Annotated in this window: 24 protein-coding genes; 3 read left to right on the top strand and 21 right to left on the bottom strand. The window is 27.8% G+C overall.

Annotated elements, in window-relative coordinates:
• Window positions 1-55: 55 nt before the first annotated feature.
• The 17 genes from spoIIIAB to dapF form a co-directional block, all read right to left on the bottom strand.
• On the bottom strand, window positions 56-574 hold the full coding sequence (gene spoIIIAB / locus KEC93_RS08635) for a stage III sporulation protein SpoIIIAB (protein WP_023974715.1): 519 nt from the start codon (window positions 572-574) through the stop codon (window positions 56-58).
• Entirely contained in the window at window positions 562-1,482 is a 921-nt protein-coding gene (spoIIIAA, locus tag KEC93_RS08630; RefSeq protein ID WP_023974716.1) for a stage III sporulation protein AA, read from the bottom strand. The genes spoIIIAB and spoIIIAA overlap by 13 nt, the downstream gene beginning before the upstream one ends.
• Window positions 1,483-1,636: 154 nt before the next feature.
• Window positions 1,637-2,002, bottom strand: coding sequence for a CD1247 N-terminal domain-containing protein (locus KEC93_RS08625; RefSeq protein WP_011969015.1), 366 nt, complete (start codon window positions 2,000-2,002; stop codon window positions 1,637-1,639).
• Window positions 2,003-2,092: 90 nt separating this feature from the next.
• Complete coding sequence (gene efp, locus KEC93_RS08620) at window positions 2,093-2,650, bottom strand: elongation factor P (RefSeq protein ID WP_077868085.1); 558 nt, start codon at window positions 2,648-2,650, stop codon at window positions 2,093-2,095.
• Window positions 2,651-2,971: 321 nt separating this feature from the next.
• Entirely contained in the window at window positions 2,972-3,340 is a 369-nt protein-coding gene (locus tag KEC93_RS08615; RefSeq protein ID WP_017208892.1) for a hypothetical protein, read from the bottom strand.
• Window positions 3,333-3,743 carry a hypothetical protein gene (locus KEC93_RS08610; protein WP_017208891.1) on the bottom strand — a complete coding sequence of 137 codons (411 nt, stop codon included), beginning with the start codon at window positions 3,741-3,743 and terminating at the stop codon, window positions 3,333-3,335. Before KEC93_RS08610 ends, KEC93_RS08615 begins: the two co-directional genes overlap by 8 nt.
• Window positions 3,694-4,359: a hypothetical protein gene (locus KEC93_RS08605; RefSeq protein WP_023974719.1), complete on the bottom strand. Its 666-nt coding sequence runs from the start codon at window positions 4,357-4,359 to the stop codon at window positions 3,694-3,696. The genes KEC93_RS08610 and KEC93_RS08605 overlap by 50 nt, the downstream gene beginning before the upstream one ends.
• A 64-nt stretch (window positions 4,360-4,423) precedes the next feature.
• Window positions 4,424-4,846: a hypothetical protein gene (locus tag KEC93_RS08600; RefSeq protein WP_023974720.1), complete on the bottom strand. Its 423-nt coding sequence runs from the start codon at window positions 4,844-4,846 to the stop codon at window positions 4,424-4,426.
• Window positions 4,837-5,301 (bottom strand): hypothetical protein, encoded by a 465-nt coding sequence (locus tag KEC93_RS08595; RefSeq protein WP_023974721.1) that lies wholly within the window; start codon window positions 5,299-5,301, stop codon window positions 4,837-4,839. The genes KEC93_RS08600 and KEC93_RS08595 overlap by 10 nt, the downstream gene beginning before the upstream one ends.
• Entirely contained in the window at window positions 5,291-5,716 is a 426-nt protein-coding gene (locus KEC93_RS08590) for a hypothetical protein (protein ID WP_039770571.1), read from the bottom strand. Before KEC93_RS08590 ends, KEC93_RS08595 begins: the two co-directional genes overlap by 11 nt.
• The gene (locus KEC93_RS08585) at window positions 5,688-6,158 is read right to left on the bottom strand and encodes a type II secretion system protein (RefSeq protein WP_077868083.1); all 471 of its coding nucleotides are present in this window, start codon (window positions 6,156-6,158) and stop codon (window positions 5,688-5,690) included. Before KEC93_RS08585 ends, KEC93_RS08590 begins: the two co-directional genes overlap by 29 nt.
• Entirely contained in the window at window positions 6,155-7,270 is a 1,116-nt protein-coding gene (locus KEC93_RS08580) for a type II secretion system F family protein (RefSeq protein ID WP_023974724.1), read from the bottom strand. Before KEC93_RS08580 ends, KEC93_RS08585 begins: the two co-directional genes overlap by 4 nt.
• Window positions 7,263-8,627: a GspE/PulE family protein gene (locus KEC93_RS08575; protein ID WP_172462727.1), complete on the bottom strand. Its 1,365-nt coding sequence runs from the start codon at window positions 8,625-8,627 to the stop codon at window positions 7,263-7,265. The genes KEC93_RS08580 and KEC93_RS08575 overlap by 8 nt, the downstream gene beginning before the upstream one ends.
• Before the next feature lie 206 nt (window positions 8,628-8,833).
• Window positions 8,834-9,055 carry a hypothetical protein gene (locus KEC93_RS08570; protein WP_023974726.1) on the bottom strand — a complete coding sequence of 74 codons (222 nt, stop codon included), beginning with the start codon at window positions 9,053-9,055 and terminating at the stop codon, window positions 8,834-8,836.
• Between the two features lie 91 nt (window positions 9,056-9,146).
• Complete coding sequence (locus KEC93_RS08565) at window positions 9,147-9,569, bottom strand: GNAT family N-acetyltransferase (protein WP_023974727.1); 423 nt, start codon at window positions 9,567-9,569, stop codon at window positions 9,147-9,149.
• Between the two features lie 246 nt (window positions 9,570-9,815).
• Window positions 9,816-10,823, bottom strand: a complete 1,008-nt coding sequence (locus KEC93_RS08560) for a hypothetical protein (protein ID WP_077868082.1) — start codon at window positions 10,821-10,823, stop codon at window positions 9,816-9,818.
• Window positions 10,824-10,849: 26 nt separating this feature from the next.
• Entirely contained in the window at window positions 10,850-11,677 is an 828-nt protein-coding gene (gene dapF / locus KEC93_RS08555) for a diaminopimelate epimerase (RefSeq protein ID WP_039770578.1), read from the bottom strand.
• A gap of 430 nt (window positions 11,678-12,107) precedes the next feature.
• Between dapF and KEC93_RS08550 the strand changes: the two genes are divergently transcribed.
• Window positions 12,108-13,841 carry an Rqc2 family fibronectin-binding protein gene (locus tag KEC93_RS08550; protein ID WP_039770580.1) on the top strand — a complete coding sequence of 578 codons (1,734 nt, stop codon included), beginning with the start codon at window positions 12,108-12,110 and terminating at the stop codon, window positions 13,839-13,841.
• A gap of 71 nt (window positions 13,842-13,912) precedes the next feature.
• On the opposite strand, the gene KEC93_RS08545 is transcribed toward KEC93_RS08550, so the two are convergent.
• The 4 genes from KEC93_RS08545 to KEC93_RS08530 form a co-directional block, all read right to left on the bottom strand.
• Complete coding sequence (locus tag KEC93_RS08545) at window positions 13,913-14,758, bottom strand: MurR/RpiR family transcriptional regulator (RefSeq protein ID WP_017208879.1); 846 nt, start codon at window positions 14,756-14,758, stop codon at window positions 13,913-13,915.
• A 362-nt stretch (window positions 14,759-15,120) separates the two neighbouring features.
• Window positions 15,121-16,281 (bottom strand): THUMP domain-containing class I SAM-dependent RNA methyltransferase, encoded by a 1,161-nt coding sequence (locus KEC93_RS08540; protein ID WP_077868081.1) that lies wholly within the window; start codon window positions 16,279-16,281, stop codon window positions 15,121-15,123.
• 23 nt (window positions 16,282-16,304) lie between these two features.
• Window positions 16,305-16,841, bottom strand: a complete 537-nt coding sequence (gene pyrR / locus KEC93_RS08535) for a bifunctional pyr operon transcriptional regulator/uracil phosphoribosyltransferase PyrR (RefSeq protein ID WP_039770583.1) — start codon at window positions 16,839-16,841, stop codon at window positions 16,305-16,307.
• Between the two features lie 18 nt (window positions 16,842-16,859).
• Window positions 16,860-17,777 carry an RluA family pseudouridine synthase gene (locus KEC93_RS08530; RefSeq protein ID WP_039770585.1) on the bottom strand — a complete coding sequence of 306 codons (918 nt, stop codon included), beginning with the start codon at window positions 17,775-17,777 and terminating at the stop codon, window positions 16,860-16,862.
• Window positions 17,778-18,071: 294 nt separating this feature from the next.
• Here KEC93_RS08530 and KEC93_RS08525 point away from each other — a divergent pair, with 294 nt between their 5' ends.
• On the top strand, window positions 18,072-18,845 hold the full coding sequence (locus KEC93_RS08525; protein WP_011968920.1) for a flagellar motor protein: 774 nt from the start codon (window positions 18,072-18,074) through the stop codon (window positions 18,843-18,845).
• A gap of 12 nt (window positions 18,846-18,857) precedes the next feature.
• Entirely contained in the window at window positions 18,858-19,613 is a 756-nt protein-coding gene (locus tag KEC93_RS08520) for an OmpA/MotB family protein (protein WP_039770587.1), read from the top strand.
• The last annotated feature ends 165 nt before the right edge of the window (window positions 19,614-19,778 follow it).

Here is a 19,778-nt window from a genome sequence, read left to right as displayed (position 1 = left end):
TCCAATCCTTATTTAGTATAATTATTTTAGCTATTATAAATTATTTATAATGACCTCATATCATAAATATGATTATCATTGCTCCCAAACATACTCCAAGATATCTATAAAGCTTTGTATTCTTCTTTGCATTTTCCTCTGCATCACTTAGATTTATTTTTATTCCTTCAATCGCCAATAAGAATATTTTTTCTTGTCCATAAACACCTGATTCTCCAAGAGACTTAAAAAAATCTGACATTATCTTTCTGTCATCACGTTCAAGATAAAATTCATTTTCCAACACTTCAAACTCCTCTAATGCTGCTTCATATACGCTTTCTACATTCCCTTTTAGTAATCTATTAACCACTAATTCAATAAAATTGCTCAGAGGCTTGCACACTTTATGTGATAAATTTCCTAAAGCTTCAGGCAAAGGAGTTGTTCCATAAACTATATCATTTTGGAGAATTGTTAAAGATTTCAATATCTCTTTAAGCTGCTCCTGCCTTTTCTTGAAAGTTTCTCCATATGCAAATCCTATATATGTGCTTATAATAAATATGCATACTATAAGAATTAATTTAAGCACATACTCTCACCTCCTTTTATGCTATACACATTTTCAACTGTTCCAATACCATTTCTATTACTTAATATTATTACTCTTTCCAAAATCTCATTATCTAATAAGTCACTAAGGACCCTTCTCTTATATAGATCTTCTATTGTAAAACCATGGATTGTTGTTATTATATTTACGCCAGAATTGAACGCCATAATAAGTGCTTCTACATCTCCCTTAGTGCCTATTTCATCGCAAATTAGTACTTCCGGAGAAAGACTTCTAATTGCCATGATTAACCCTTCTCTTTTTAAACAGTTATCTAATACATCTGTTCTGATTCCTAAATCGCTTTGAGGAATTCCAAAATAGCAGGCTCCTATTTCACTTCGTTCATCTATCACCGCCACCTTCTTACCAGCAATCCCCAAAGATGGCATTCCACTTGATATATTTCTAGCTATGTCTCGTAAAATTGTTGTCTTTCCACATTTAGGTGGAGAAATTATTATAGTATTATAAACTTTATATGCTGATGTAATATATTTCATAACCTTATTTGAACATCCAATTACTTCTCTGCAAATTCTTATATTTACAGATGAAATATTTCGTATAGTCTTTACTTCACCCTTTTCCATTACACATTCACCAGCTATGCCGATCCTATGTCCACCTTTAATTGTTATAAATCCTTGCCTTATATCTTCTTCATAGGCATATAATGAATAATTGGAAACTTTTTGCATAATACTTTTCATATCTTCCTTTGTAGAAATATAATTAATAATACTTTCTCCATATTTTGAGTAAACTAAAATTGGTTTCCCAATTTTAATTCTAAGCTCATATACCTGTTCTTTATTAAGCCTATCCTTAAGTAAATTGCCTATTTTAGTTGGAAAAATTCCTACTATCTCTTCTTCACCAATCAAAACTCCACTGCCTCCTCCATCGTTCTCTTAATTAATTAATATTTAATATCTCCCCAAAATATTACTGAATTATAATAAAAATATGTAAATTAAAAAATGGCTATCTTAAATTTAACTTTAAGATAGCCATTTTATTTATATATTTAATAATTAATTATCCTTTTATATTCTTTTTACAATAAGGACATGGAATTTCTTCGTTATTGCTTAGGGTAGATTGTTCAATAAAAATTGGTTTATTACAATGAATACAGTTTATTTCCGTATATTCATCTTCGATATCATTTAATTCATCTATAGACATCTCTTCAAATAGTTCATCTTGAATATTTGATAAATCATCATCCATAAATCTAATATTTTCTTCCAATGTTTCTTGATTTACAGTCAACTCTTCTATTCTTTGATTCATAACTTCTAAAATAGAGTATACATTATCAAAACATTCTTTATAATCCTTATTTTCTATTTTAGATAAATTCTTTTTTAAAGCTTCAATCTCTTTGCTAAGCTCTTCCATATCTTTTCACTTCCTTCTCTTTATTTGTAAAAATGTTGAGATTAAATATAAAATAAAGTTGCTAAGCTTCTCGCTTAGCAACTATATAGCTTAAACTCTTTCCATGTATTCGCCAGTTCTAGTGTCTACTCTTATAACATCACCTTCATTAACAAACATAGGAACATTAACTATCGCACCTGTTTCAAGTGTAGCTGGTTTCATTGCATTAGTAGCAGTGTTTCCTTTAACACCTGGTTCAGATTGTGTTATTAATAATTCAACAAAGTTTGGAGCTTCTACTGAGAATGCATCACCTTTAAAGAATTTTATTGTTGCAAACATATTTTCTTTTAAGAATCTTATTGCATCTTCAACTTTTTCATAGTTTAAAGGAATTTGCTCATATGTTTCTTGATCCATGAAGTAATATAATTCTCCATCTGAATAAAGATATTGCATTTCTTTTCTTTCAATTACTGCTTCTTGTAATTTTGTAGTTGGGTTGAATGTTGTATCTGTAACTCCACCTGAAATTACATTTCTAAGTTTAGTTCTTACGAATGCTGCTCCTTTACCTGACTTAACATGTAAAAATTCTACTACTGTAAATACTTGTCCATCCAATTCAAACGTTGTTCCTTTTCTTATATCTCCTGCTGTTATCATTAAAGATCCCTCCAAATTTATAAAATAAGACATATAATAAATAACACCTCTAAGATGTTCTGTATTCTTTTTGTTACTAAATAAACAACATTACATCAAAGTAATATATTATTCAGTAAATATATTACTTTAGTATTATACAAAACAGACTATCATAATGACTTGTTATTTTTTTAATATGCCTAATTACCGCGTAACTTTTTCCAAATATTAAGCTAATATACTTAATCGTTGACATAACACTCATATTTTATCAAAAGACAATGATAATTGCAATCTTTCTGATTATTTTCCAGTAAAATTTTATAATTTTATAGCCTTTTAAACACTTTCCTTAGTGCTTATATCTAATATAATAGAGGTTTCGTCCTTATTTTTATCTATAATATAGTTATTCACATCATAATTTTTTAATTTAGGCAACTCATTTAATAGATCATCTTTACTACCGGATATTTTTATTTTCACATACCATTTACCGTCTTTTTCATTAGCAGAAAGAATATTCTTTTCATTTAAGCAATCTAAATCTCTGTTAATTTGTTTTAAAGTTTTATGATCGTAAAATTTATTTTGATAATTGTGTACTTTGATATTATTAGCTTTTTTTATATTATTTATACATAGTATTTGCGTAAAGGCTAATATTATCATTATGCTTAAAATTATATGATTGAGTAGTCTATTCATATAAGCTTACTCCTAGTTTATATTTTTCATTATCATTTAAATTCATATCATGTATTTCTATAAAACCATTGGAACTTAACTCATCTATATCACTTAAATTATTTACTATTATATCCCCGCCATTATTAGTTATGTGTGCCTCTTCAATATTGTCTTTCATTAAATTTTTTACCCAAATGCTAATATCTTCAAACTTAATCTTACCTTCTTCTAGGTTACTATTTCTATTTAATTTAGAACTTTCTTTAGTTTCACTTATATTTTGAACTACAAACGGAAAAGCAATTAAGTTAATAATTAAAAATAATATTATTACTTTATTCTCCTTTCTAATTGTGTTCATTTCAGCCTTGTTAAAAAATCTTTCTGGAATGAAATCTTTGTTTTTCGTATATATTTTCATTTATAAATTCTCCTATATTCACTTTTTTAGCCTTAGATTTATTATTGTCTGAAATAATATCAACCGTATTGTCATCAACGTATATTCCTTCGAGATCACCTTTCTTTAAAAGTTTCTCTTCAACAATATGTTTATTTTCAGAAACAAATCCATCATGATATAATCTATCCCTAAATGATACATAATAATAGCATGTATCATATTTTATTAGTGCTTTAAAATTTCTATTATTATCTCTAACTATTTTCATCAAAGCATCTTTTATTATAAATTGAATTGGCTTAATTTCTATATTTATTGCCTTCTCCACTACTTTTTCAACTCTCTTAGACCCCTTTATAGAGTATATTGAAATTACATTTCCCTTTTTCTCAAAATCATATAGTATATCTCCATTTTGAGGGAAATCATTTCTAATTTTTGAATCTACAAAGCCGCATAATTTACATCTTCTTACAGAATTCTCAAAATGGCTCACAAATAATTCTTCTTGAAGTATTACCACCTTTATATTTGAAGTTAATAAACCACTTAATTCTCTAAATTCATTAAAATCATATTTTTTTCCATCATATGTGCAATAATTTTTTTTAATAAATATTATTGATTTTCTCATTAAACACCTCTTTTATAAACTCTTAGTCTAAATGCTTTTATAATTATTCACATTATCATAGATGCTATTTGTTATAGTCATCAAAATTATATGTCGGAATTAAAATTATTTTTTCCCCCTTAAAACTGTAAACAATTGATCTTTTTCTTATTACATCATCTTCTTTGTAAGTTGTTAATAGAAGTTTATTATTATCTTTATTGTATTCGATTATATTATCATCTATTTTTTTATTAAAGTTTTCTGAAAACATATCTTCATTCAGTTTCTCACTATTTACTTTCTCTCTATTAATCTCTATCATAAACTTATTTAACACTTGCTCCTCATTTGAATTCAAATCATATCTATCTTTATCAAAATTGTATAAACAGCTTAGTTCATTGTTGTTTTTCATCATTTTGAACATAAAACACCCTAGAATGCTCATTAAGGATAATACTATCATAGTACTTATTAATACAGTTCCTTTTTTCTTCAAATGCACTTAATAAATTCCCTCCCATCTTTGTCATGTAGTATAAAATAAATTAATTTTCCTTTTCCCTTAATTTCAAGATTGTCTATATCTTCAAGCATAGTATTTATTGTTTGTGTAACATCATTTCTTGTATATTTTATAAAAACTTTTCCATCATAAGATTTAATTATTTTATCCATGCTATTAAATTCATCATTCTTTAAAAATTTAATTTGGTTATTATTGACTGTTATCTGCTTAATTCCACCTTCACTTACGATATTATCTAAATCTATAAAAAAATTTTGATAGTTATTATACTTTATACTTAACTGAATTGATTCTAAATACGCTCTATACATGGATGTAAACAAACTTATTCCAGATGCCAAAATCATTGTTGTTAAAAAAATATACGCTAATGATTCAATAATAGTAAATCCTCTCTTCTTTTTAAAAACGTATCCAATTTTATACTTCATCCATCCACCAACTTTTAGTAAACTTTTTTTCCACATTCACTTCATTTTTTCCGACCTTAATATTAGCTACTATTTCTAAATTTAAGCCAATGCCATCCTCACTTATTTTGTTTAGCCTAATGTCTTCTCCATCTTCTAATTCATCTAAATTTTTATATATTAATTCTCTACTAAAATCACCATTATATTTAAATCCAATTTTATTTTCTAACATTTCATGTATCTCTTCACTTGATGTATTGTATTTTAATTCATTTTCCAAATTACTTATTGCCCTATCGACTTCTTCTTTTAAAATTCTTTCCCTTAGTATATTAGAATTTTCTATGCTCGTACTTATAATAAATGTAGCAGTCAAAGTTACAATCATTGCAGACGCTAATGTTTCAATTAATATACTGCCCTGCTTTTTCATATTGCTTCACCTTCTTTATACTAATCAAATCCACTCCAACGCCTATCGTTATATCCTGCTTTACACCGCAATTATCTATTATCTTTATTGTATTCCCCCTAGATATTTTTCCATCTGGCGTTACCAATATATTTATATCTCCACTAATGATTTTTATTTCTTTCGAAATATATACAGTCTTCTCTATACTATCCCATCCATCTATAAATTTAATTTCATTTTTACTTGCCATTACAGTTATTTTTCCATAGTTATTCTTTTCTCTACAAACCGCTTTGCCATATGAAAGTAAATTTTGAATCTCATAAATATATTCCGAATTATCTATATTTTTTGATACATTCCGAGCAAATTTACTTAATGATATTCCTACACTAAGTAAAATTGTTAGTATAAAAATACTTACCATAGTTTCTATTAAAGTGAATCCCTCTCTTCTCATTTTCTTATTCCACCCTGAAGATTATTAAACAATGGAAGGACAAATATCAGTAAAAATAAAGCTATGAAGCTTGCCATCATAATTATGAAAATCGGGTTTATCATTTTTAAATATTTTTGTATTTTCTCATTAAGTCTATATTCTAGAGTATTGGCTAATTCTTTAAAACCTTCTTCTATTGTCCCCCCTTCTTCTCTAATCCTTACAATAGCTAACGCATATTTTGAAAAAACTCCACTTTTCTCTAAAGACTCAGTTAGAGTTTCCCCGCTTATAATATTTGAATTTATTTCAGTAATTTTATTTCGTAAATACATAAAACTCATACTATTTTCACAATATTTAAGAGCCTGTGAAATATTTATTCCAGTACTTGTTATTATTGAAAAAAGCAATACCATTATATACTCAAAGAAAGATCTTACTATACTTATTTTCGTTAGCTTGTTTATGCTAATTTGATTAGATAAACACTTTGCTAAAATTATTAATATTACACTCCAAGAAAAAATTGCAGCACCAGTAACTAGATGATTGTCCTTAAAAGCAATACTCATATCATATATGACTTGGCAACCTTTTGGTAATTTGATATTCATAGATTTATAAATTTCGAAGAAATTCGGAATCACTTCATTTACCAAAAATATACTAAGTAATATCATTGAAATAAATACAAACATCGGATAAATACATGCATTTTTAATTTCTTTCTTAATAAATATAGATTTATCATAATAGATACTTAATCCCTTTAACACCTCATATAGTTTTCCTGTATTCTCGCCAATTGAAATAATTCCTATGAAGAATTCTGGATATAAGTCTTTAAACTCCGAAAATCCTTGTGACAAACTACTGCCTTGTTTTATTAACTCTAAAACGCCATATAAACTTTCCTTATATATCTTACTTTGTAATGTATCCGCCACCAAATCTAACGCTTCGGTTATTCTTATTCCATCTTTATAAATCTGTGCTAAACTTCCTGATATTAATGCCAGTTGTTCTTCATTTACTTTATGCTTAATCTTAATCCCTTTTTTTAAGCTAAAATATGTTATATTTTTAAATCCTCTATAACTTGAACTTTCCGAATCATTACTATTCATTCAATCTTTCCCCTTCTATAAATTCTATATAATCACTATTAGATATCTTTCCTTGAAGTAATAACTCTTCCAAATCTTTCTTCATATTTTCATTTGATAGGTATTTGCTATCCTTATATAAATCCACCATCCTTTTTTCACTATTTTCCTGTAAGAAGTGAACCGAACTGATTATTTGTCTTCCTGCATACCCTGAATAATTACACATTTTACAGCCACATTTTTTATATAATATCTTTCCATTCACTGAATTTTCATCATCTATATTCTTACAATCATCACATAAAATCTTAACTAATCTTTGTGATATTATTCCAACTAGCGCATCACTCAATAGATATGGTTTGATCCCCATATTTTCTAATCTTATATAAACTTCCCTTGCTGATTTACAGTGAATAGTGCTATATACTTTATGCCCAGTAATCGATGCTCTTACCGCCATGCTAGCAGTCTCTTCATCTCTTATCTCTCCAATCATAATCACATCTGGGTCCTGTCTCAATATACTTCTAAGGCCATTCGAAAAATCTATGTCCAATTTTTTATTTAGACTCATTTGGTTGATATTAGGCATGACTATCTCAACTGGATCTTCCAAAGTCGTTATATTTAAAGCCTTGGAATCGATTTCCTTCAATATTGTGTAGATTGTAGTAGTTTTACCAGAACCGGTTGGGCCGCTAATTAATATAAGCCCGTTCTTCAAAGATATTATTTTTCTAATCAGTTTAATTTGACTTTCTGAAAATCCTAAGTCCTCAAGATTATAGTCAAAGTTATCACAATATAATATTCTAATTACTAATTTTTCTCCATATACTACAGGTATTGAAGATACTCTTAAATCGTATTTTAGATTATTATAATTAACTATTATTTTTCCATCTTGAGGTCTTCTTTTTTCAGTTATGTCCATATTAGCTTTCAGCTTAATCTTCGATGCAAGAGTTATATATTCATCAGAATCTATTTTGTGCACCAAAACTAAACTACCGTTAATTCTATATCGTACATAAACACATCCATTTTGAGGTTCTATATGAATATCGCTGGCATTAACCTTTATTGCATTAGTTATCAATATCTCTTCTAATGATTTATCATCTATACCAAATATTATATTTTTTAAACTTTCGTAATTTCTCTCTTCGATTTCTTTGATAACTATGTTTTTGTTATATATAAATCTTAGATATTCTTTTGCTTCTTCAGTTACTCCATATGACAAAACTATTACCTCGTCCAATTTTTCCTTTATTGGAATAACTCTATACTTCTCACAAATTTCTTTTTTTAAATTTTTAGCAGTTCCTAAATCTACATCTTCAATTTCATATTCCTTAATTTTAAACACACCTATCTAATTATATATTTTTTAGTTTCTATTTTAAATTTTGAACCAAAATCTCAGTAATTATTCATTATATTCCAAATAATGTAATCTTTTTTATCGCCTAAATAATAGAAATTACTAAACTTTTAAATTAAAAATCCTAGACATTAATTAAAATGCCTAGGATTTCATGATAACTTAACGAATCAAATTCTAATACATACTTTTTATTTCTTAACATCACTATATTTTCTTGCAGCTTTCCATGTTTTACCGTACAATGACTTAGGATTTTTATTTGGCTTAACTCCCCTCATTTCTTCTCTAACAATTGCTCTAGCAATAATTTTAAATTTTCTAAACTCTTCTTCAGTAACTTCTTGCCCAAGTAAGTTCTTTGTTATTAATTCACTAGTCTTTTGGTTAATAACTTTATCAAATTTATTCATTTTCTACGCTCCTATATCACAATTTTAAATTCTAAAGATATTATTATCTTTAAAGCTTTAGTTTATCCATTAACTCTTACTTATTCTTTTATTATTCTATAAAACCTTTCATTTGCATTTTAATTGAATTTCTGAAAAAAGCCATTCCTGTTTTCATCTTTTTAAAATTTAATTTTTCATAAAATTTTTCTTTTCCAGGTGAAGCATATAATATAGCATTACATGTAGGAACGCATTCTAAGATTTTATTAACAATCTTACTTCCTATACTCTTACCTTGATATTCAGGTAGCACAGCTATATCATAAATTGCAGATTGATAAACTCCATCAGAGATTGCTCGTCCAAAGCCAATCAACTTATCATTATCAAAAGCAAATACAGCAGCATAACTATTTTCAAATGCTTTCTTATGTATTTCGCCTTCATAATGACTCATCCCTACTTTTTCTAGTATACTAGATACTTCTTCCCAATCTATATTACTACAGTTATATTGTAATTTTAGATCCATTCTACTATCTCCTTTTTTAATATATATGTTGCAATTCGCAATGCATATTTCATAATTCACAATTACAGCTAAAATTCTTTTGATATTTTTAGAATTATGATGAAGAATTATTTTTGCAATATGTATATTATTATTTTTATGATAAGAATAGCATATACTCCTACGTAAGGTAAGAGTCAATACTTTTTTATATTAATAAAGAATCCTCCATCATATAAAAACATGATAAAGAATTCTAAATTTAAATTACTGCGTATATGCTAAAAAAACATATTCTGATGAACTATTCCCTATTTCACTTATACTACCATCTTGAGTGTATGTATAAATTTGCTCTTTCTTGAGATCTCCATTACTAGAACCTATAAACAAAACATCTCCATTTTCACTTACCTCTAATCCTTTTTCTATTTTTACGGTACCCGGAAAATCAAAAACTAATCTTTTTACCTTATTATTTATTAATTCATATAAAGAATTAACATTATTATACGCTTTTCCTGTAAAATACAATTTATCTTTATTTATAATTATATCTGAAATCTCTTCTACGTTATCTGCCAAAAGCTTAACATCCTTTGTTTTTTTGTTTATCATCATTACTTCTCTTTTATTTTCCAGTGTTAATTGTAAAAATACTACATCGTCATCTCTTGATTTTATAAATGCTAAATAGCCTTCATTAATCTTATAAAGTAACTCTTCTTTATTTTCTTTTATATTATAAGTAAATAATCCATTAACGCCATCATTGCTTACTCCATAATAAACCAATGTATCTGTATCATACCAATCATATAATGTTCCCGATATTGAAACATTAGATTTCATTTCAATTTCTTTATTTCCATTTGTATTGAATATTTTTAACTTAAGCCCATTATCATCTATAAAGTAAGAAATATAATTTCCACCTTTTGATAATTTTAATCCACTATAATTTTCATCTTGGATTTCATATCTATTTCCGTTATTAACTACATAATTTTTACCACTATCTACATATATATAATTAGAACTACTTTTATCATAATCTATGATAACCTTATTTTCCTTTGTCTCCACATACTTACCATTGTCATAATTATATAGTTTATAATTACCGTCTTCGCTTTTTAGAACTGCTCCTATATTTAACTTAATATCCTCTGTCACATTAGGTATGTCTTCTTTTTTAGATGCACATCCTAAGACAAACAGTGGAATTGCAATGAAAGCAAAAATGCTTAAGCACTTTCTTACTAATGAATTCATTTTTTGTTTCCTCGTTTTTTATAATTTTATAAAGAAAGTTCACCCTTGAAAACCACTTCTGCAGGACCTTTCATATAAACATCTTGACCTAAAATTTCTATGATTAACTCTCCTCCAGGAGCTTTAACAAAAATTTCTTTATCCTTATTAACAAGTCCCAACTTCTTGGCAACTACTACTGAAGCACTACATCCTGTTCCACAAGCTAACGTAGCTCCAGCGCCTCTCTCCCATGTATTAACTCTTATATGGGTATCATCAACTATTTTCACAAAATTCACATTACTTCCTTCACCAAAAATATCCAATTTTTCTATCTTTGATCCCTCTTGAATAACATTGTATTCTCTATCACTTTCGAAAATTATTGTATGAGGAACTCCAAGGAGCAACGTAGTCATCTTATACTTTTTATCATCTACTGCAATTTCTTTTTCTATAAGACTTTCCAAATTATTTAAAGGTATATCGCATCCGTTATAAGATGGATTCCCCATATAAACTCTCACATACTTAACCTTTTCATTTTCTAATATTATTTCAATCTCTTTAATTCCATCACCAGTTTCAACTGAAAATTTATCACCCGTAGCTATTTTATGTTCATAAACATATTTTCCAAAACATCTTATAGCATTTCCACACATATTAGCTCTTGAACCATCGGCATTTATTATAACCATTCTAGCATGAGCTAACTCTGATTTTCTGACAATCACAAGACCATCGGCACCAATTCCAAAATGTCTGTCACAAATCTTCTTTGCTAATAAGCATTCATCTTTAATCTTATTATCGAAATCCTCAATAAATACGAAATCATTTCCTGCCCCTTGCATTTTATAAAAGTTCATCTAAATTCCCCCTACTGATTAACTGTATTTCTTATAATTAGTAATTGTATAATTTCATAAGCTTCAACTATTTAATATTAAACTTTTGTATTTAATCATTTAATAATATCACCAAGTTTAAATTATAACTTATTTAAAAATTTTTCTATATACTTTTTTAAATTTTTTTATAATATTTGGCTCTTTTTTCATTCTATTATTCTAATTTTACATTTATAATATATAATTTTTTAATATAAGTTTACATTTGGTATTTTAGCAATCCAAAAACTCAATTAGGATTACAATGATAAAACTATATTATAATACATCAATATAACATCTATGCATGAATTTGATTCACCCTTCTTCTCATTTTTGCTATTAATTGATAATTATATGCCTATAATGTTATACTATTTATAGTTACACTAAGAAAGGATGACATAAAATGGCATTAGATGGTATCTACCTATATAGTTTAGTAAATAATTTAGAAAAATCAATATTAAATTCCAAAATAGATAAGATAAATCAACCTGAAAAAGATGAAATTATTCTGACTCTAAGAAAAGATCGTCAGAATATCAAACTTTTAATTTCAGCATCCCCTAGGTTTGCCAGAATACATTTAACAAATAGCACGAAAGAGAATCCTATTAAAGCTCCTATGTATTTAATGGTTCTTAGAAAATATATACTAGGTGGTAGAATTACAAATGTTACTCAAAAAGATAACGATAGAATCTTAATAATAGAAATTGAAAATAGAGACGAACTAGGATTTGATAGTTTATATTCTCTTATAGTTGAAATTATGGGACGACACTCTAATATCACACTTGTTAGAAATAGAGATAATAAAGTTATGGAATCAATAAAACATATAACTGCTGATATAAATAGTTATAGAGTATTATATCCTGGTGTTAATTTTATTTATCCCCCATCTTCTACTAAGTTAAATCCTTTTTCTATTACTTTAGAAGAACTATCCTCTTTTACAAACAAAAATTCTATTGTTTTTGATAATAAATTTTATTTTAATTGTTTCACAGGAATAAGTAATCTATTGTCTAATGATTTATATTATAACATTACAAATCATAATAATTCACCTACAATAAGTGAAATTTATGAAAATTTTAATAAATTCATTTATGATTTAAATCAAAATATCTCTTACAATATGTATACAAATAAATTAGGAATTGTAAAAGATTTTTATTCTCTAAAATTAAATTCACTAAATGAAGATTATTTATCAATTTCATATGATGATCCTAATGTATTAATGGATGCCTTTTATGAGAAGAAAGATAAACAAGATAGATTACAAAATAAATCTACTGATTTACAAAAGCTTATTCATACAAATATTGATAGATGTAATAAGAAATTAAAAATACTTAATGAAACTCTTAGTGAGTGCGATGAAAAAGAATCATTTAGAATAAAAGGTGATCTTTTAACTTCATATATTTATAGTATAAAAAAAGGTGATAGCGAATGTACTCTACTAAATTTTTATAACGAAAATCAAGAAGAATATATTACTATCTCTTTAAACAAAACCAAAACACCTGCTGAAAATATTCAGTATTATTATAAAAAATATAATAAGTTAAAGACATCTGAGGAATACGCTAAAGTTCAACTCAAGAAAAATGATGAAGAAATGAAATATTTAAATTCTGTACTTACTAATATTCTAAATGCTGAAAGCTATAATGAAATTGATGAAATAAAAAACGAACTTATTGAAACTGGATATATAAGATTTAGAAAAAACAACAAGAATTCAAAAAAGGTAAAGACTTCTAAGCCTAATCACTTTGTTTCAAGCGATGGAATTGATATTTATGTTGGTAAGAACAATCTGCAAAATGATTATCTAAGTTTAAAATTTGCAAATAAAAACTATCTGTGGCTCCATGCAAAAGATATTCCTGGATCTCATGTTATAGTTTGCTCTTTTGATGTACCAGACAAAACTCTTGAGGAAGCAGCTATAGTCGCAGGTTACTATAGTAAAGGAAAAAATTCATTAAAATTACCTATTGATTACACAAAAGTTAAAGAATTAAAAAAGCCTAATGGGGCAAAACCTGGAATGGTAATTTACCATACTAATAAAACTCTAATTGTAAACCCTGCTGACTTTAATAACATATTTAATTCATAATCTACTGAAAAAGAGATATATCTTAATCCTAGGATATATCTCTTTTTAGTAAACATATAATATTTTTAGATTTAAATAAACAAATCAAACTTTCTACACGCTTCCTCTAGCAATTCTACATTACTATTAAAAAAGTCTTTCTTTTCTTTTTCAATAGATGCAATCAAAGCATTAATCAGGCTCAATGGTGCAGCAAAAGATTCTATAAACCTTGTTCCCTTGCTTATAGCTGTTAGAGTTATATCAGAATATGGAACAAGCGGAGACAACATACTGTCAGTTATTGATATTGTTGTAGCTCCTTTTCTTTTTAGATGTGTAAAAATTTCTACTGTACTTCTTGCATATTTCTCAAAGGTAATCCCTATAATTACATCTTCATTATTAACTCCACTAATCTGCTTTGGAATTTGCTCTATATGCTCAATTAAATTTACGTTGTTAAACATTAAATCAAGATAATATTTTAAAAACATTCCGAGTACAGCAGAACTTCTTCTTGCTACTATATATATTCTTTTTGCATTTAATAGCAGATTAACAGACTTTCTTAATTCATATATATTTAAGTCCTCCATTGTCAGTTTAATATTATTTACGTCATCTTCAAATATGTTATAAATATCTCTTTCTTCACTATCACTTGAATCAGAATCAATCCTTATACGCTTGGCTTTAGATACTTGCTGTTGCATGGATTCTTGAGTATGTTTTAAAAATTCAGGATAACCTTTGTATCCCAAAAAAATCACAAACCTCGTGACAGTTGCTATGCTTACTCCTGATAATTTAGCTAACTTTTCAACAGTTAGAAAAGGCGTACTATTTGGGTGCGCTAATATATATTTTGCTATTTTTTCTTGTGCTTTGCTCATATTCGGTATTTTTTCTGCCATTTTTTGATATACCTCTGACATAGTTTAAACTCCTTTCTTTTGGCAATTTAAGAGTATCTATCTGACTACTAGTTTCAAGTTCTTTACAATCTCATTTCTCAAATTATTAATTTCTAATATGCATATTACAATTGATTCCCTACATTTTACTTATAACTAAAGATTTGGATTATTAAATTTTCAAATTTAAATTTGTTATTGAAACTGTATATCTTATATGTTTTTATTTCAATTATCATATGCAGAAACTCTTTAACAAAAAAAGACGCTAACAATTCCAACTGATTGTTAGCGTCTTTGCTATCAAATTTTATTTAAATTTATTTTATCACTTTAAGAAAACTTTGTAAATATGTTTTCAAAGCTTTCTGATGCCTTAAACTTTACTTTATTAATTCATTTATTAATATATCACCAGCATTTTTAATTTTATTATTGTCAAAGTATTGATAATAATAACATTTTATTTTTCCATTGTATAATTTTCTATTCTTTGTTGATTTTAATCTAAATGTTTTTTCAAATGGCTCAAAGGATGTTAATATGTTAAAATCCCAATCTTCCAGCTTTTTCTTTGCATTTCCCATATGTTTATATAGTATAGGTAATATTTCCTTCTCACCGATTCTTTCTCCATATGGTGGATTTGAAACTACAAATCCATACTTTCTTGAAGTTGAAAATTCCATAAAATCTCTTTTTTGAAATTGTATATATTTATCAACTCCTGCTTTTTTTGCATTTTCCATAGCAACTTTAAGAACTCTATAGTCTATATCGTATCCTATTAGTTTTATATCCTTATTCTTTTCAGATTTCTTTGCACCTTCTCTTACTGAATCAAATATATCTTTAGTAATTGAAGGCCATGTTTCACATACAAAACTTCTGTTTACTCCTGGTGCAATATTTTGAGCTATCATAGCCGCTTCAATTAAGATTGTCCCCGATCCACAAAATGGATCTATTAATTCAAACTCGTCCTTCCATCTTGAGATTAGAAGCATTGAAGCTGCTAAAGTTTCTTTTAATGGTGCTGCTCCAGCAAGTTCTCTATAACCCCTTTTATGTAATCCTGGTCCTGTTGTATCTATAGTAAGCGTAACTCTATCTTTTAAGATAGCTACTTCTATTTTATAAACTGGTCCACTTTCGCTGAATGTCTCCATTCCATAGCTTTCACTCATACTTTTAACAACAGCTTTTTTAACTATAGATTGGCAGTCAGGAACGCTATGAAGCGTTGATTTAATACTTTTGCCAACAACATGCATAACTCCATCTTCAGGAATTATCTTACTCCATTCTACTTTTTTGGTCCCTTGAAAAAGTTCTTCGAAAGATTTAGCTTCAAATTCTGCCATTTTTATAAGTACTCTATCCGCAGTTCTTAAGTGAATATTGCAAATTGCTATATCCATTTCGTCTCCCTCAAAAGTTACTCTTCCATTTTCAATTTTCAAATCTTCATAACCAAGTGCCCTTAATTCTTTTGCAGTTATGCTTTCTATTCCGAAAGTACTTGTTGCAATTAACTCATACATATTTTTGCATTCTCCCTTTTTATCTATTTATCAAATATTTTCACTGAATCTTCTCCATCAATTTCTTTTAGAGATACTGCTATAACCTCATTTTTAGAAGTTGGAATATTTTTGCCCACATAATCTGCTCTAATTGGTAGTTCTTTATGCCCTCTGTCTATAAGAACTGCTAATTGAATACCTCTAGGTCTATTTACATCCATAATTGCATCTATAGCCGCTCTTGCTGTCCTACATGTATATAAAACATCATCAATTATAATTATCTTTTTATCTTTTATTTCAAGACCTAAATCTAAATTCTTAATCTCTAAATCTTCACTTATCTTAGTTAAATCATCTCTGTACAATGTTATATCTACAGATCCAACTGGAACATCTACCCCTTCTATTCCCTTTATATACCTAGCAATTCTTTTTGCAAGCGGATACCCTCTAGTCTTAATTCCAAGTAAAACTAGTTCATCTATTCCTTTATTTCTTTCAATTATTTCATGAGAAATTCTTATTAGTGTTCTATTAACAGCTTTTTCATCTAATAAAACTGATTTTAATTTCATGTTATTCCTCCAATATTTTTATCTTACTTCATTTCTTAATTTTTCTATTATTTCTTGAAAGTATTCTGGCAATTCTGTTGTGAATTCCATATACTCATTTTTGCTTGGATGAACAAAACCTAATGTCTTCGCATGTAACACTTGACCTTTCAATTTGAATCTTTGTTTCTTAAATCCATAAAGAGGATCACCAACTAGCGGAAATCCGATAGATGCCATATGAACTCTTATCTGATGTGTTCTTCCAGTTTCTAATATACATTTTATCAATGTGTAGCCATTGAATCTTTCTAAAACTTCATAATGTGTTACAGCTCTTTTGCCTCCCTCTACAATTCCTATCTTTAATCTATCTCTCTTATTTCTAGCCAAAGGTTTATCAATTATACCTTTATCATTCTTTAGTCTTCCTTCAACCAAAGCATAATATTCTCTCTTCATTGAGTGATCTTTTAATTGATCTGAAAGCTTATTATGAGCTTCATCATTTTTTGCTACAACCAGAACTCCGGATGTATCTTTATCAATTCTGTGAACTATTCCTGGTCTTATAATTCCATTTATGCTCGATAAATCTTTACAATGATAAAGCAGAGCATTAACTAACGTTCCATTATAGTTTCCAGGCGCAGGATGCACAACCATCCCCTGAGATTTATTAACAACAACTACATCTTTATCTTCATAAAGTATATTAATAGGTATTTCTTCAGCCTCTACTTTTAATACTTCAGGTTCGCTAAATGTTACTTCTATTTCATCAAGAGCTCTTAGCTTATAATTACTCTTAGGAGTTTTATTATTAACCTTAATACCATCCTTTTCAATAAGTCCTTGGATAAAAGATCTTGATTTATCAACAAAAATTTCAGCTAAATACTTATCGATTCGCTCTCCTCTATCTTTTTCATCAACTATAAAAACATTTTTCTCCATAAATCAATATCCCTTCCTATTTAGCATATTCTTTCAACATTATAATATAATAACTTAGACTTTACAATTACTTAACACCTTAAATTTATTAGATTAATTTGTATGAATTAACGGTCATACATGAACTTCTCCCCTAAATATATAATTATTTTACATATTTTTTATAATATGCTATTATTTTTATATAAGTATATAAATTCATATACTGTATCAAATTTACATAAATATATATTAACCAGTATGAAAAATGCTACATATGAGCTAAAATTTCATATATTCAAGGGGGATAATTTTATGGATATTATGACAATTTTAAGTGTACTATTTGCATTTATTTGTATTATAGTAGGCTTTATTATTGAAGGGGGAAAACCCATAGCTTTACTGCAGCCAACTGCTGCAATGATAGTTATTGGTGGAACACTAGGTGCCGTAGGAATTTCATTTCCTTCCTCAACATTGAAGAAATTCCCGAAAGTATTATCAATAGCTTTCAAAAAGAAAGAGATTGATCTTAAGGGGTATATAGACTATTTCAAAGGAGTATCACTTAAAACAAGAAGAGATGGGCTTTTGAGTTTAGAATCTGAGCTAACAGATGATGCCTTAGATCCATTTGTAAAAAAAGGGCTACAAATGGTTGTGGATGGTATAGATCCATCCTCTGTGAAAAGCATCTTAAATACCAAGCTCGAACAGCTTTCTACAAGACATGAAAATTGTATTGAAATGTTCACCTCTGCAGGTGGCTATGCTCCTACTATGGGAATAGTAGGAACCATAACGAGTTTAGTTATAATATTGAGCGCTTTAAGTGATGTAGCTGCAATGGGTGAAAAAATTGCTGTTGCATTTGTAGCTACTCTATATGGTCTTGCTACAGCAAATCTTTTTTGGCTTCCTATAGCAAGTAAATTAAGAGAAATAAATAAAGAAGAGATTGCTGAAAAAGAAATGATCATTGAAGCAGTATTACTCATTCAAGAAGGAGTTAATCCAAATACCTTAGTGAGTAAACTTGTTAGTTATCTAACCGAAGATGAAGCTAAAGATTTAGAAGGAATTTAAAGAGGTATAATTATGAAAAAGAATACAAAAAAAGAAAAAGATGATACTGAGAGATGGATGTTATCTTACCTTGATTTTATAACATTAATGATGATTTTCTTTTTAATGATGTATGCTATTTCTAATGTGGATACTAAAAAATCTCAAGCTCTAGCAAATTCATTGAAAATTGGATTTAATAGTGGTAATGGAGAAAACGTAATAGCAGTATCTGATAGCTCAAATTCTCCTCCTACTGTAATTGATCAACAAAATACTCAGAACAATTCAGACTCTATAGCAGAAGAAGAAAAACTATCCGATGTAAAAAAGAAAGTAGATGATCTTGTCAATGATTCCGAGCTAAAAGGAAGTGTTACTACATCCATTCAAGAAAGAGGACTCATAATAAGCTTCAATGATAGCGTATTCTTTAATAGTGGACAATCTACTATCAAACCTGATTGGCAAGGTAAACTAATATCTATTTCAAAGATTTTAAACGATATTGATAACTATATACATGTTGAAGGACATACTGATAATGTTGCTATTAATAATGATTATTTTCATTCTAACTGGCAGCTTTCAGCTGTAAGAGCCGCAAATGTAGTAGAGTTTCTAATTTCAAAGGGAAACGTTAAACCCGAGAGGTTATCTTCAGTAGGCTATGGAGAGTATAGACCTGTTAAAGATAACAATACCGAAGATGGCAGAGCTGCAAACAGAAGAGTTGATATAGTAATATTAAATACTAAATTTAATAATTCTGAAATCCCAAAGGAATAATATTATAGATAACACAATCACAAACTCTACTTAGACTATGAAATATATTCCAACCAGAAATGAGTAAAATACTTTTGTAACCACAAGGGTCATAATATGGAATGTTTCATTAGTAATTTTGATGGATGTGATTCTTTGGCTATAAGTTGTTCCAAATCTGCTAGT

Origin of the sequence: Clostridium beijerinckii, from assembly GCF_018223745.1 — a bacterium.
GTDB classification, from domain to species: Bacteria; Bacillota; Clostridia; order Clostridiales; family Clostridiaceae; genus Clostridium; species Clostridium beijerinckii.
Note: the sequence above shows the minus strand (reverse complement) of the source record. Positions and strands in the feature narration are given on the sequence as shown.